The sequence below is a fragment of the Arcicella sp. GW822-FHT02H01 genome (assembly GCF_058802005.1).
In genome coordinates, this window is sequence record NZ_JBXANT010000001.1 from 52586 (window position 1) to 68879 (window position 16294).

A 16294-nucleotide genomic window follows, 5' to 3' on the forward strand; every position below is an offset into this window, starting at 1 on the left:
TTCTTTTGTTACTTTTCTTGTTTCAAGACAAGAAAAGTAAGGACTAGACAATAATATAAGTAGAAAACCTCTCAAATTGTCTCCAAAAAGCACAATTTTAGAAAAAAATTGGGATGACTCATATTTAAATACTATACATCTGCAATTTTCCAGCCTTCACGATATTCGCGACCAACAAATTGGTTGGCATCATCAAAGTTGGTGATTTTCATATCGCCACCATTCCAAATTAATTTGTTTCTTCCGTAGAAATCAAAGTTTCCTTTTTCGTTTTTCTTACGAAGCATATAACTACGAATAGCTAAATTTCCCATCAATACCGTTTCGGTAAGTGGCCCTGAATAATCAAATGAAGATGTCAATCCTTTATGCGCTTTACTATCGTACCCCGCTTTACAAGCTTCTGTCCAACTAACCTGATGACCATATTCTGGTAAAGATTTTACATCAGTCTGGGCTACTTTAGGTGCTTCAATTTTTTCTCCTGAATTCAAATATATTTTAGGGTCATTTCCATACATACCTATCGTCATGATGCCCTTTGTACCCGTAAGAATAATACCGTTTGCTCCACCGTCATTACTAATGGCTTCGTTAGCAGGAATCAAATCTGGGTGCATTGGTCTAATACCACCATCCATCCAAATCATCTTCATCGCTGATTTGTTCTTCTTTGTTGCAGGGAATTTAATTTCAACGTGCGATGAAGGCGGACAACCTTCAGGAATATACTCAGGAGTCCAATCTTTGATAAATACAGCGCCTACGCTACATTCCACTTCAGTTGGATAGCCTAAGCCTAAAATTCTAAAAGCAGAGTCAATCGTATGGCAACCAATATCACCCAATGCTCCTGTACCAAAATTCCACCAACCACGCCATTTGAAAGGGTGATAAAGCGGATGATAATCAACCCACTGTGCTGGTCCAACCCAAGTATCCCAATCTTTTGGCGCCATGGATTCAATCAATGGTGGTTTGTCTGTGGGAACAGGAATTCCTTGAGGCCAAACTGGGCGATTCGTCCAAATATTTACAGTATGAACATTCCCAATCTTACCTTCATCAAACCATTTAATAGCTGTATTCTGAGCAGGGTTAGACGAACCCTGATTTCCCATTTGGGTTACTACTTTATATTTTTTTGCAGCCTTAGTCAGCATTCTAGCCTCTGCAATATTGTGTGTCAACGGTTTTTGTACATATACGTGTTTCCCCATTTGCATACATTGCATCGCTGCATAAGCATGGAAATGGTCGGGAGTTGAAATCGTTACCGCATCAATGTCTTTAGACATTTCTTGTAACATTACCCTAAAATCACGGTATTTTTTGGCATTAGGAAATTTCTCGAAGGTTCCTTTGGTTCTGCCCCAATCTACATCACATAATGCTACGATATTTGAAGTCCCATTATTATAAGCATTAATAATATCGGACTGCCCCTTACCACCTGCACCGATGGCTGCAATATTGAGTTTGTCGCTAGGAGCAATATAGCCTTTGCCTAATACATGACGGGGTACAATAAAAAAGCTACCCAACGCCAAAGAACTCGTTTTAAGAAAATCTCTTCTGGAGTTTTGTTGTTTAGAATCTGACATAGTTAAATTGGAATTTGTTTTAGAATAATGCTACAAATTAGGTTTATTATCCCAAATAATTGTCCTGATTTAGTGATAAATATAATTATGACGAATTCTATTTGTTAAGCATTAAGTAATAGCCCACAAATCGTAAAACATGTATAAGAAGGTAAAGTATGAGTATTTTTTTTTCATTAGCTGTAGTAAAATAGGAGGTTTGTAATGGTATTATCAGTGGCTTTTAAAATATGCTTTAAAATAGATGTAGTTCAATAATTAAATTTCTTGTAGCAGGCTAGGAAAGAAAACGTATTTGCCACGATAGCGTTTATCAACAGCATCGTTCAAATCATCTAAATAATCGTTTTCAAACACTTCAAACCCTTCTATACTATCAAAGACGTATTGGAAAGAATAGGTTATACCACCGTTATCGATTTCTGTCAATAACTTCAAGATTTTGTAGCTTTTAGGAAAGCCTGTTAGCATTACTTTCGGCACATGAATGGCTCGCATCCAATCAAGAAAATCTTGCTCCGAGTTGATATCGATATTGTATGTGATATTATGAAATAACATAAAAGATAATGGTGAATGAGTGAGTTGTGGGTTTGTTTTAGTTAGTGAATTAGTGAGTTGTGATTTAGTGATTGTTTTTAGTTGATAATGACTGAATTGTAGGTTTGCGAATTATGATTTAGTTAGTTTTGTGTCTTTTTATTTACAATGTCCTAAATCTTATACTCCTAAATCTAGTCTAGTGTCTTTCAGGCCTAAAGTTCAAAATCCTATACTTCTAAATCTTGTGTCTAGCGTCTTTCAGTCTTAAAGTCCTAAAAGAAAACACTCACCTAATAGTCGATAATTTAATCTTTGTTCCCCAAAGTGCTAAGAAAATAACAGAGATGAAATAGATAACATTTCTAGAATCAATGAGTCCTCTTCCAAGAGCATCATACTGATAATCGAGTCCTATTTGAGCGAAAATATAGCCGAAATCCCCTAAAAAAGGCAACTGAGCCAGTTGACCTATTCCGTAGTAAAGTACTAAACAAATTGTAAAAGCTAAGATAAATGCTGTTACTTGATTATCTGTTAGGGAAGAAGTAAAAATACCAATAGCCGCAAAAACACAAGCCAAAAAGAAAAGCCCCAAGTAAGAACTCAACACAGCAGCCGAATCGACATTGCCTTGTGGATTACCTAGTTGATATACAGAATAATAATATAAAGTCGTGGGTAAAAGTGCCAACAAAACTAAATAACAGCTAGCGAAATACTTCCCTAAAATAATTTGCCAAGTAGAAAGTGGCTTAGTAAATAATAATTCTATCGTACCCGTTTTTACTTCCTCGGCAAAAGCTCGCATTGTGGTGGCGGGAATCAAAAATAAAAAGATAAAAGGAGCAATCTGAAAAAAAGATGATAAATCTGCAAAGCCAAAATCAAGAATATTGTCCTTAAAAAACCATACGAATAAACCAGTTGCAGTAAAAAATACACCAATAACAATATAACCGACGATGGAGCTTAGGAAAGTATTTACTTCTTTTTTGAAGATTTGATACATGATAATTTAAAAATTTGAAATTGAGTTTGCTAGCTTTTAGCTAATGTAAAATAAACGACGTTATTGTGTGAATTAAAGGGATGCATAAAGTATTTTTAATTCACAACTCTTAGTTAACTCAATTATTTACAAAACATTATTCAAAAATCGATTTTTCTTTTTTCAGAATTGCAGAGATAATCAAAGCCACAATTAAGCCACCAATAAAGCCCGCTATAACGGTGAAAATAAAACCAATACTTGGGTCTGTAGCATAACCAATAATTTTTTCATTCATTTCCATCTGCGAATCTGTAGCACCTTGCTCTTCCATTTTTTGGCGCATTAGGTTGGCTTGTTTAATCATTTCAGAATTATCGATGTACTTTAAATAAAGAATATTAAAGCCCCCAGATACAACTCCCCAAATAACGCCAGAAAGTAAGCCTATTCCCAAGCCTTCACTATAATCCATAAAGCCATTATTCTGACTTTTGTAATCATTCATTGCCAATACTTGTATTAAACAAGTAAATGCCAATCCTATTAGAAATAAGAAGAAGCCTGTAGAAACATCTTGATTATTTTTTACTCCTAAAAGTTGAGTGCCTACTGATAGGATAATAGAGATAATCCCTGCGATAATTCCCCATTTTAGCGCAATTCTTGTGGTAGTAGTTTGGCTTTCCATTGTTTAAGGTTTTTTTACATATTGATATTGACGTCTGAAAAACAGAGAAATCATAATTGAAATGAGTACTCCGAGTGGCACTTTGCCTTTCAAACCAATAATTTCGTCAATGGCGATGTCCTTAGGAGATAAAATCTTAAAAGCTTCCAAAATACTATTAAAAGATGCTATTCCCATTTCTTGGATATATCCATTTCTTACTTTTGGCATTTTAAGCATAGCTGTTGTTTGTTCTATGTATTCGGCTAGAATAGTATTGCCACTTGCACTCAACCAAAAATAAAGCCCTAAAGCACTAACGCACGCTCCAACAATGTTTGTAAGATTAGCCACAGCAAAACCCTCCCAGAAATGTAGCGTACTATCTGGATTGTGTTTACGATAGTTTTTTACCGCAAATATCATCACTACAATGCTAAATAATAAAGAAGGTGCTTTTTTACCATCTAAAGGAATCTGGCCTATACTTTTTAAAACAAAACAATAAGCTAAAGTCAGCAATCCTGCAATAATACCGTATATGATGATTGTTTTTGTAAACGATTTATTAAACATTCTTTTGTTGGTAAAATGATGATTTAGCTGTGAGCCTTGAGCTATAAGCTGTGAGTTTTTATACAATACAATTAAAAGCTTAAAGCTCACTGCTCAAGGCTTATAGCTCACAGCTAAACAATTACTTTTATCGCTTTCCCTCTCAATGTTTTTCCAATAAATGGAGAGTTTTTTGAGGCAGAGATAATTTTTTTCTCACGATATACCCATTCTTCGTCTTCCGAGAAAACAGTCAGATTAGCTTTTTCGCCTACTTCTATTTTTGGTACGCTAAGTTGAAGAATTTGTCGTGGATTTACAGTGATTTTCTCTATTAAATCTTCCAGTGAAATTTTTTCATTATACGTATTAATAGCAGCGAAAAGAGTTTCTAGCCCGATTACCCCAAATTCTGCCATATCAAACTCTAATTTTTTAGATTCTTCATCTTGTGGGTTATGGTCTGATACAATGGCATCAATTGTTCCGTCTTCTAAACCATCCCAAAGGGCATCTACATCTTCTTGCGTGCGGAAAGGAGGGTTTACCTTAAAATTAGTATTGAATTCTGACAAATCATTTTCAGTAAAACAAAGCTGATGGGCATACACATCACAAGTAATAGGAAGACCAATATCTTTACCCATTCTGATTAAATTTACTGATTCTGCCGAAGATATACCAGAGAAATGTAATACACTTTTATCAACAGGCAAGTCAGTAAACGGAGTATTCAATACATATTCCAACAACTTCAAATCACGCATTAGCATAATTTCTTCAGCCATTTGAGGCATTCCTTTCATTCCTAAAAAAGTACTCATCATGCCATCATGCATTTGACCGAAATGAGTAAGGTTAGTGTCTTCTGGACGATTAATCAATACGCCACCGAATTGAGAAAGATACTGTAATGTTTTTAAGAAAATATCTGGATTTTGAATAGGGTTTTCACCATCAGTAAAGGCGATAGCTCCTGCATGATGAAGGTCTATCATTTCAGTAAAATCGTTTCCTTCACATTTTAAAGTAACAGCCGCCATTGGATGGAACTTTACTTTTTCTCCAGCTCGTTTTAAATAATTCACACTTTCGCGTGTTTGAATTACGGGCTTGGTATTAGGCAACAAAGCAATTTCAGAGAAACCTCCCGCTAGGGCAGCAGCTTCCATCGATTGAAAACTCTCTTTATATTCGTGTCCTGGTTCTTTAGGGTGTACGCGTAAATCGAACCAGCCGATTGATACGCAAATATCTTTACCTTCAATAATTTCATCGGCATCCAAATCGATTTCGTCCTCAATTTTTTGGATGCTACCATTTTCGACAAAAATATCTTTTACCTGACCGTTCAGGTCGTTGTTTTTACAAATTATTTTAACGGAACGAATAAGAATTTTCATATTTATGTTTTACCACAGGTTGAAAAAAGAGATTGTTAGATATGATTAACACTGGGCTTTGTACATCAAAAAAAAGCCCTGATTGTCAGGGCTTTATAAAGTATCTGTTTTGGATTAATATCCAACGTGTTCTTTGTAAGAATCAGTATCCATCAAGGCTTCAACATCAGCAATGTTAGCTACTTTCATTTTAATCATCCAACCTTCACCGAAAGGGTCAGAATTTACTAATTCAGGAGCATTTACTAATGCTTCATTGACTTCTAAGATTTCGCCAGCAATTGGCAAAAATAAATCAGAAACAGTTTTAACGGCTTCTACCGAACCAAAAATTTCGTCTTGTGCTAAGGTTTGTCCTGCTGTTTCAATTTCTACATATACAATATCTCCTAATTCACTTTGTGCAAAATCTGTGATACCTACTGTAGCAATATCACCTTCTAATTTCACCCATTCGTGTTCTTTTGTATAACGAAGCTCTGCTGGAAAATTCATCTGTGTTGGTTTTGTTGATTTTTGAATTGGGTCGCAAGTTAAATTAAAATTAGTAAAGTTCAAAAAGCTTCTCAAGCAAACTATTGATGATTTATTCTGATAAACTAAATCTTACTTGGAAACCTGCCGCTATCGTTGAACGATAATACGAGTTTGAAACAAAAGGATTATTAAACATTTTATCAAAATAAACATTCACACTAAGCCTTTTATTGACATTATAACTTGCTTGTGGACGGAATTGAAAATTCATAAATCCTTGAGTTACTACCGTTTCAGCATCCAATTTTCTTTGTATCGTTCTAGTATCACGGATGGTCAGGTTAGCACTAAACTTTAAATCATTAGGCAAGCGAACTCTTCTGCCTTGCACCCTGAAAGGAATAAGCATATTTGCTTTTGTAAAGCCCATTCCAACCGTTAAATCTTTGTTCGTTAATTCATTTACTTGTGAATTAGCAAGGTTCAAGCCTACATTTCTATCTTGATTATACTCTATTTTTAAGGAGATTTTGCTTTTCGTAATGGCATTAAAGCCCACAAATGGCGCAAATCTTTCTTCAAATTTTATCGTACTCATTACAAATACAGGAATCAGCGTACCATCTTGATTTACTTTTGATGAAAGTGGATACATTAAATTATTCAAGTTCAACTGGAATGGGTCTGTATATTCTAATGATGACACAAAATTACCTACGCTATAAGTGGAGGTATAGGCATGTGTAATAGAAATATTAGAAAACATTCTTTTGAACCAACCAATGTTGGCTAAACCATTGTAGTCAACTCGCCAATTGGGAAGGGGCAAATTCACAAAAGGAGAGAAGCTCACTTTGTTTGGTGAAACACCGCTATATGCCGCAAAAAATGCTGGAATCAATACATCCTGCGAATTGATATTGTATTCTCCTGTGCCTAGTTTTTGTCCATTGAGGCGGTCCAAGATAGTCTGACGATAATTTCTGAATCGATTAAAAATTACAGAATTATTATCAGGTGAATTACTATCAAAGGTGGTCAGGAATGATAAAAACGACATACTGTAATTTCCTGAACGCACTGGACTTTGACTTTGGAATTCTCCACCAGCAGTGGCAGGTCTAAAGAACTCTTGATAGTTATCTGACCTACTCCATTTTCCTTCAACCTGTATTTTGAAATCTCTGAAAGGTTCTAGCGCACTTCTGTAAGTAAAATTCTGTGTCCTCGTTTGTAAAAAAGGCACATTTTGAACAGTACTTTTTGTAAGCCAACCATTTTCGGCTGCCCTAAAACGAATATCGCCATCTTGGCTACCTGTAATAAAGCCTATTCCCGGAGCTGAACTCTGATTGTTCATTCCTAATAAACCCGGATTTGGCATAAAACCAGCAAGCGTAGTAGATTCATCAATATTGTAATTGATGTTAATACCACGGATAGTCATCAATAAGCGTGTAATGCTTTTCAATACATTTGCCTGTGGCTTGATGATATCTTCATCGTCACCAGGGCTTCGGGCAATATTTTTACGTTCTACCCTTGGCTGATTCGCTATTCTTAATGCCCTGATTCTGTTATACAGTGCCACCAAGTCTATCTTACCAGTAATACCTCGGTTTCTGGTGTTTTTAATAATATTGCCAAAAGGCACATCAAGAGAATCTTTAATATTATACGAATTGGCAGCATAAGTATAACCAAATCGATGGTTATAGTCGGCAGTCATCCAATCAGTTAATGGCGATTTATTCAAAGGTAATCTCCAAACAGTATTGAGTTGTTGGTCGTAGTTTTTGGTTCTACCAAATCGTCTTAAGTTCGCCGCAACTGAATCTCTATCTTTCTGCGTTTCTAAGCCACCATATGGCTCATCAATGATAGCATTGGCTGTAGCATTGTAATTGACAGTAACGTTTTTAGTTAAATTCCAACCCAAGTTATAATAGCGGTTGAATAACCAATATTTCTCAAAAAGTGGTGCAACTCCATCTGTCGTCAGTGTCGGTATGCCGCTACTTCCTGTCTGTGTTATTTCGGCATTCCGCAATTGTGTTTTGATAAAACTTCTATCCATATCTGCTCTGATTGTAACAGAGTTTGGTAAAGGAGAGAGGTTAAAATCTTTCACCCAACGCAATAGAGGATGATTACTTTTCATTCCCTTAAATGGCTCAATCGACTTCGGATTACCCGTAAAGGTGTAAGTAACACCACCACGATGTGATGTTTGTCTATATTCATCAATCGTCGTATTACTTCTTTTTAATTCTGCAAAAGCATAGGTAAATGTAAGGTTCTCTACATCCCAAGCATGCGACTTGGCAGTCGGGTTGGTTTTTATTTTTCTAATGTTGGTAAGGTTTAATCCTTTTCGCTCAGAATTATCCTGTACCATCCTACGATACCGCTCTCGTTCTGCTGGGTCAGTAATACTAGCAAGCGTACTGTCTAGTAAAATATCTGGGTCTAATGGGTTAAAGGTGGGGCTGATATTCCTTTTGTCGTAACTTACATACAATGGAATTTTCAAGCCCCATTTTTCAGGTAAAAGCTTATCAATATTAATGTTTGCAGCAATACCATATTCAATGGTAGTTTCTCTGGCACGTTCAGAAATTTTAGATTGTACGCCACCAAAACCATAATTTTTGAACGAACCGCTCATCGTTACGTTGGCAAAATCTGCTAATTTCAATCCTAACTTCCCAATAGCTGCTTGACCTGAAGTTTGGTCAAAACCAGAAGCCCTTAATTCATCCACCCAGATACAAAAAGTTTTAGCCTGTTCATCTGCTGATTTTGGATTTCGCACACCAATCATCGTAGTCAGGATGGCACTTTGGTCAGGTCTACCCACAACTGTTACAAAATAAGTATGTCCATTATTCCCCAAAACTTCTTTACGGTACGGAGTATTCAAACTAATCCCAAGTCTATCTCTTTCTATTTTTACACTTTTGATAATAGCAAAAGGAATATCAATTTCATTTTCTTCTCTCCATACTTCTTCAGACGTAACTGAAGTAGCATAATGTGTTTGTTTTAATCCTTTCGTTTCAACTTCATAATAATTGTCTGTCAAGTCTGTACCAATTCTGATGAAAGCAGACACATTATTTTCAACATCATTATTGGGGCTGTCCATGTGGACAAACATCTTCAAGTTTTTGTAATTGATAAAATCAAATAAAGTATTTTTGAAACCTGCTCTTGAATCACCGTCTCTCAAACCATCAACACACATGCTCAATGACTGTTCGTTTAATTGAGCATTACTAATCGTAGTAATGTCTCTGTCACGAACAAACCCTGGAGGAACTACATACGGAACCGTATTCGTTCCTTTGTTGGCAGGACCGTTTTCTTCAATGTTAACAGTGGTAATTCTAAAGTTAGCATCATAAGGCTCTGGAACATCCTGTAAACCTCTAGGCGTAAGTTCACCTGTATATTTACGGTATTGAAAACCAGAAAGCTGGAAGGCCGCAAAACGAAAAACCACTGGCTGTTCCCAGCCTGTCAGGAAAGTACGGATAAATCTCATTGATTTAAAACCATTCACATTTCCTACTTTACTCGTATAGTCTTTGATAGGGATTCTGAAAAGAAACCAATCAACGCCATTTTCAGTAATTTTATCAACGATATAATTCTGTCCTACTACCATTTTCTCTTGTTTAATATCAAGTTCGTATTGGTAATAAGCTTGGTTATCGTTTACGGTATTATCATTGTTCAAATCCTCACGGTCGGGCTGTTGATTACTTGACTCTGTATAGCCAGAATTTGTATTAGCTGTTGCCGCTGTAGTAGGAGAGTTGTTCTCTAACCCCATATAATTCTTATAGCGAACAATTAGACTTGACGTATTATTGTATTTTTCATTTAAATAATGCACAAAGTCATCACCTGCAGGGTCATTCTCAAATTCTAATAAGGCAGTTTGGTCAGTTACTTTTCCACGAACGTCATTCAAATAAGTACTGAAAAAACGTTGTTCATCAAATTCATCTGTTGAAGCAGAAGCTTTGTTCGGAAGACCGTCTAACCCAATATCTTGTAAACTTCTATCGCTATTATTGGAGAAAGCATTGGTTACAAACTGTTGTTTAGGTGCTAAACCCCAAATGGTTCTTTCAACGTTTGATGAAGTACCCGTCACAATCTTTTCACCTGCTGGAATCCCATTTTCAAAGTTTGAGAATCCATCTGGAATAAAATCTTCTGAAATATCCCCTAAGTTGAAAATTAATTTTCCTCCTGTTTGATTACGTCTTTGGCTATTCTGACGGTCAGTATCTGCATCACCCGTAGCCCTTACTACGCCCGTTTCGCCTTCTACTAATGGATTCATCATCCAAAATTCAAGGGTTTCAATATTGGCATTATCAAAGTCTGTGTCTGATGTAATTGCACGAGTAATTGCGCCAAAATTTTGTGTTGGATTGTTTAATAAACCTCTGTCGTTCAGATTAGTCGAGAAGTTATAAACCCCTCTTTCAGCAGGGAAATAAGAAACATCTAATACGCTTAATGGAATACCTGTGATGTTGTTCGCTAACTGACGATTAGGGAATAAACTTGTAATTGATACAGCTCTTTCATAGGCATATTTATTAGATTCCTCTGAATTTACGCCTGGTACATTGATATTTGAACCATTGTTTCCATATAAACTAAAGTCGGCAATATAAGTTGAAATTTTGGCTCTTCGGAAACCACTCTCTAAGCTGTTTGGCGAGCCTTGAGGAAACATCAGAGGAGTAGCGCCTGGTTTCCAAGCTGTTGCTTGGTTACTTAGGCTGAATACATTTCTAGCTACCTCAAAATCATCAATAAAAGCATTGCCTTGAACATCTTTGTTAACAGACGGAATAAGTTGTGCAAATTCACCTTGGAAGTCAATACCAGATGTTTCTTTGGTAGAAATTAAAGGCAAGGCATCAATCAGTTTCGTTAAGAATTTTGAAGGACGTTGAATCGCTGCATCAAAACCAAAAATGGTATTATTAACTGGTTCGTTCCCGATTTGTACCCTTGTTAAGAAGTTAGGAGGACTCTCTTTCATGTGCTGAACAGTAGCTCCCAAGTGGAAGTTTTGTCCAACGGTATAATCCAAGTGTGCACCTAGCAATGTTCTGATTTGATTATTAAACAAATCAGGTTTTTCGTAGCAGATTTTGATTTCTCGCCCTGAATTCGAAACGCCTACATTTAATATCCTTACTCTGCCAGATTGCGGTTCAACAATATAGTCTGTTCCAGCTGCTAGTGGCACGCCACCCGCTGATACTTGTACCGACTTGGCATCTACACCAATGGGTAAAGAGACATCCCCTCCACCAGCAGATTGATAACTTCCTTTTAAGAAAAACTTATCCTTACTGGTCAATTGTGCTGCATCGGTTTGGGTGCTTCTATATAAACGATCAAAAACGTATTTATCGACCAACTGAACCTCGTCTACATCAAACTGTTTTTGTAAAGTTGAGCCAAAAGGTTCTAATACTGGAAATATTACTTTTGCATTTTTACTGTCAATGGTTACACCTTCTACAAAGTCAAAATTTCCATCCACTTGAGCATCACCGTTTTGGTTTAGTTTGTCTAGTCCCAAAACCCTGATTAATGGAATATCTTTTAGTTTTCTACCTTCTTGTAAATTCGGATTATCAACGCCTGTTTGGTCATCTTTATAAACTACTCTTAGTTGAAACGCCTGTTTTGCCAATTGCTGAGTATTCAATGAATAAATATTTTTCATCATCAAATCCCACATCGGATGTTCCAGATTGTTACGCACAGTAGATGATTTTAACATTTTTAAAATCAATACTTTATCGTCTGCTTGGTCTTGGTAATCCTCAGTAAGTTCTCCCACTTGGTGTCTTTGTCCGTTCAACGTATATTCGTATGAAACTGCCAATACTTCGTCATTACGAAGAGGCGTAATTAACGAAATATAACCTAGCTCTGGACTGAACTTGAATTCTCTGTCCGATAAGCGTTTCGCTCCACGAAGTAAGTCAAAGTCTGGGCCTTTTGTCAATCCAAATTCGCTTTGTAACCTAAAAGTAGCTTGGTCAGCCTTTCTTACTTCCGCATCTGCTCTGGCTGCTGCATAAAGTCCATTGTTGGCATTATCAACGGGCGTTTGTGTGCTTCCATTAAAAGGCTGAATATGTTTACTTGTTTTATTATAAGGAGTAGCTTCTCCCAAATCTGAAAACGCTACTAAATTTCGGAGTGTTTCAGGACTTTGAGTTCTGTTGGTTACGTATACTTCTACTCGTGTAATAGTAACCCCCGACGTAATAATTGGGAGGTTTTTAAGTGAACGTTCATAATTATTCCTAAAGAAAGTAGATAAGAAAAAGTGCCTGTTTTCATCATAAGCACTCGCTTTGATTTCAAAGTTTTTTCCTTGACTTCCTCCTCTTAGGGTGATACAGTCTTGTTTTGAACGTTGTTGCGCCAAAACAGTAGTAACATCCAAATTACCAAAACGCATTAACGTTTTTAATCCGAATAGGTTTTGAACGCCTGGAATGAGTTGACTATTTAATTGCCACGATGTATTACCTACTTCAATGTTTTGTAAAATGTCTTCTTCATTCGTTCGCCAATTTAACTTTAGTTGATTTTGAAAATTGAAACTTGCCTTTGTATCAAAATTGGTATTAATATTTAATTTATCACCTATTTTTCCCTGAAAGTTTACTTGTGCTTGTTCTGTGAAATTTAAGTTGCCAATGTATCGTTGCTGGACAGGAATGGCTGGATTATCGATAAATTGACCAATGTAACCTATGTCTAATAAAACATTTCCGTTTGGCTTGAAATCCACTTGGGCTCCCCCAAAAATACGGTCGATAGCAGGAGGGAGTTCTATTTTTGGTAATAAGCCTCGTCCTTTGGTATCATCCTTCCCATCTTGCGAAGCCGCATACTTTCGCCAGTAGTCTCGCATAAACCTATCCTCTTGTAATCTAGAATAATCCTTTATGCTAATCTGCTCGGCAGGGCGATATTGGGTATTATCAGGAAGACTTTTTAGCTTTTCATAAACAGAAATTTTACCTGATGAATCTAGCCTAAATTCAGTATTTAAATCTTTGGAGTCTTTCGGAATAAAGGGTGAGCTTGCTGTTTTTCCTGTAAAGCGATTTGCGTAACGGTCTTTTAATTTGAAACGAGGGCGCCTCCCAGATTTTTTTAGGGTATCAGCTAGGTAAGAAGAAAGAATGCCTTTTGGATTTTTTTTGGTCAGATAATAGGCGGTACCATGCATTGGTGAAACCCATGCAAGAGAAGCAAAAACTGACAAAATTAACCCTCCAGAAAGTAAGTAAAACTTTTTTCGTTGCACAGTTAGTAGCTTGATGTTCAAAAAATAAGGTATTTTAATTGACGTGGCATTTTTAAGAACAATTCGTGAAAAACAGGTCAGTAAAACCAGATTTTTTACGAAATGTACTTAAAATAGTATTAATTTTTTAATAGGTAAGTTTAGCAAGTATTTTTATGGTAAAGAAATAAAAGCATCTTGCTGAACTTCAAACGAGAAATAGCCCCTCAATATTTCTTAATGTGATTAATTTTTGAAGTATTGAGTGTTTGTAGCGAATCTTCAATGACTATCGTAAGGCCATTTTGATTAATTGCTCTACCGTAATATCTGTTCCTTCTTTTTTCAAGATAACATCGATACTCTTTTCAGCAACATTTTTAGGAATCCCTAAGGTAACCAAAGCAGCCAAAGCTTCGTTCCTTACTTTGTTGTTTTGTGTTGGGAAAATAGAAGGCGAAGCAGTTCCTAACATTTGCTCTTTTCTGAGTTTATCCTTTAATTCGATAATGGCTCTTTGAGCTGTTTTTGCACCAATTCCTTTAATACTTTGAATGGTCTTAACGTCTTCGTTAATTAACGCATGGCGAATTTCGGCTGACGACATCGAAGAAAGCATGACCAAAGCAGTATTTGGACCAATACCTGATACACTTAATAAATCAAGGAAAAGTATTTTTTCTTCAGGGTCTTTAAAGCCATATAGAATGTGGGCATCTTCTCGGATATTTAAATAGGTGAATAGTTTACAACGCTCTGTGCCATCTTGTAAGGCACCATAGGTTTGAAGCGAAATTTTAATTTCATAGCCAACTCCGTTTACATCAATTATAACGTAAGCAGGGTCTTTGTATGTTAATTTACCGTCAATGTAGGCGATCATCTAATATATTGAATTATTGTAAAAAGCCAAAGCAAGCAATTTTGCTATACTTCAATCAATTCATAAATGAAGGAATTGATAACTTCAAAAATACGCAAAAGTCCGCATAACTCAAATGTCATGCGGACTTTTAAATATCTTGGTATTTTTAAATTACTAAGAAACTCTTAGTTTCATACCTGCTTTTACAACATTACTTTTGATTCCATTCAATTTTTTCAATTTATCAATTGAAATTCCTCCGTAACGTTGTGATATATTCCAAAGGGTGTCGCCGTCTTGTACATTATGAAAACGCACTTTGCCTTTGTTTACACTCTCTTTCTCTTTTGTACTTGTACGAGCATACTTTACCGTACTCGAAACCGCAGACTCTTTGAAGATAGTCAATTTCTGCCCTGGCTGAATCGTTGAGTTGTCAAGATGGTTCCAGTGCTTAAGGTCATACACATCTACGTTAAAATGATCTGCTATTTGGGTTAGATTATCTTTTTTCTTAACAGTATAAGTAACTTTCTTCGGCTTTTTATTAATTACCACATCTTCCATGTCATCCTCTACGATTTCCTGTCTGGTAAATACCGTTCTGTTTTCAGTAGGAATAGATGCCAACGTTTGTTGGAAAGTATTAGTGGTATCTTCGGTTTTAGTGGTACTAGCCAACACTACCCCAGGATTTTGCATTGCTTTCTCAATAAGTGATGAAGGCATTTTAGTAGCAGAATCAAGGATTGATTTACGGTTTTCTCTGAAAAATGCCATTTCTTCTTTAGGCAATCGTAGCTGGAAATTACGTGTACGAGCAGGCAAAATATGCGTCAAAATCTGAGGATTCATTTTTTGAATTTGCTCTAAAGAAATGTTACTAAGTGTTGCTAATTTATCTAAATCGATATACGAATTAACGAGAATAGTATCATGAGGAGTAGCCGTTTCAATATTTTCAGCATAAATGTCATGCGAATCTGCATGGTGCATCATATAAAGAATACCAATATATTGGGGAACATACGCCCTAGTTTCGCGCGGTAAGCAATTGTAGATAGCCCAAAATGTTTGTCCACCACCACATTTACGAATAGCTCTACGCACATTGCCTGGACCCGTATTGTAGGCAGCTAATACCAAATGCCAATCACCAAAAATATTATAAAGCTGACGCATATACTTACAAGCAGCCTCAGTAGCTTTTTCTGGGTCAAAACGCTCGTCAACATACTCATCCATTTTTAAACCAAAGTCCAATCGAGCTGTTTTAGGCATAAATTGCCAAAGACCACCAGCACCTGCTCTGGAAATAACCTTAGGGTTCAAGCCTGATTCAATCAATGAAAGATATTTTAACTCATCTGGGAGACCATACTTTTTCAAGTATTTCTCATAAAGAGGAAAAAATACCCCATTTCTTTCAAGCATAGTTTTTGTGAATGAAGGTTTGCGGTAGGCAAAGTATTCGACAAATTGGTGGGTTACAGAATTATATGTAAGAGGAATTTCTTTTTCTAAAGCTTTTAGCCTAGGTTCAACCATTTTAGGGTCGATAAGCCACGTAGGCTCTGGGGCTGTAATTTGTTGGATTGTTACCGTAGCGGTATCAGTTGTAACAGTTTGCTGGTCTGGACCTGCTGTTATTTGGGCATTTGTAAATGTGCTTACTGAAAGTAAACAACCGATACATAATGTTCTAAAAGTGGCGAGTGTCATACAGTAAGGATTGGTCTATCTTTAATTAAGGGTTAACACAAAAAAATACAATTACAAAGCTAAATGTTTTAAACTAAAAAAACGAATGATTTATTGTGTTTATAAAAGAAGGTGTT

Annotated in this window: 10 protein-coding genes; all 10 read right to left on the bottom strand. The window is 36.2% G+C overall.

Annotated features, from left to right (window positions below):
- Positions 1-131: 131 nt before the first annotated feature.
- Complete coding sequence (locus AC1RNE_RS00215; protein ID WP_492799051.1) at positions 132-1604, bottom strand: Gfo/Idh/MocA family protein; 1473 nt, start codon at positions 1602-1604, stop codon at positions 132-134.
- Between the two features lie 258 nt (positions 1605-1862).
- The gene (locus AC1RNE_RS00220) at positions 1863-2165 is read right to left on the bottom strand and encodes a DUF4286 family protein (protein ID WP_492799052.1); all 303 of its coding nucleotides are present in this window, start codon (positions 2163-2165) and stop codon (positions 1863-1865) included.
- A 268-nt stretch (positions 2166-2433) separates the two neighbouring features.
- On the bottom strand, positions 2434-3156 hold the full coding sequence (gene gldF / locus AC1RNE_RS00225) for a gliding motility-associated ABC transporter permease subunit GldF (protein WP_492799053.1): 723 nt from the start codon (positions 3154-3156) through the stop codon (positions 2434-2436).
- A gap of 136 nt (positions 3157-3292) precedes the next feature.
- A complete protein-coding gene (locus tag AC1RNE_RS00230; RefSeq protein WP_492799054.1) occupies positions 3293-3826 on the bottom strand; it encodes a DUF4199 domain-containing protein in 534 nt (177 codons plus the stop codon).
- A gap of 3 nt (positions 3827-3829) precedes the next feature.
- Entirely contained in the window at positions 3830-4381 is a 552-nt protein-coding gene (locus tag AC1RNE_RS00235; protein ID WP_492799055.1) for a DUF4199 domain-containing protein, read from the bottom strand.
- Between the two features lie 113 nt (positions 4382-4494).
- A complete protein-coding gene (locus tag AC1RNE_RS00240; protein ID WP_492799056.1) occupies positions 4495-5763 on the bottom strand; it encodes a dihydroorotase in 1269 nt (422 codons plus the stop codon).
- Positions 5764-5877: 114 nt separating this feature from the next.
- The gene (gene gcvH / locus AC1RNE_RS00245; RefSeq protein WP_492799057.1) at positions 5878-6258 is read right to left on the bottom strand and encodes a glycine cleavage system protein GcvH; all 381 of its coding nucleotides are present in this window, start codon (positions 6256-6258) and stop codon (positions 5878-5880) included.
- Positions 6259-6349: 91 nt separating this feature from the next.
- Entirely contained in the window at positions 6350-13633 is a 7284-nt protein-coding gene (sov, locus tag AC1RNE_RS00250; RefSeq protein ID WP_492799058.1) for a T9SS outer membrane translocon Sov/SprA, read from the bottom strand.
- Positions 13634-13880: 247 nt separating this feature from the next.
- Positions 13881-14474 (bottom strand): Holliday junction branch migration protein RuvA, encoded by a 594-nt coding sequence (ruvA, locus tag AC1RNE_RS00255; protein ID WP_323249965.1) that lies wholly within the window; start codon positions 14472-14474, stop codon positions 13881-13883.
- Positions 14475-14630: 156 nt separating this feature from the next.
- Complete coding sequence (locus AC1RNE_RS00260; protein WP_492799059.1) at positions 14631-16178, bottom strand: lytic transglycosylase domain-containing protein; 1548 nt, start codon at positions 16176-16178, stop codon at positions 14631-14633.
- Positions 16179-16294 lie beyond the last annotated feature (116 nt).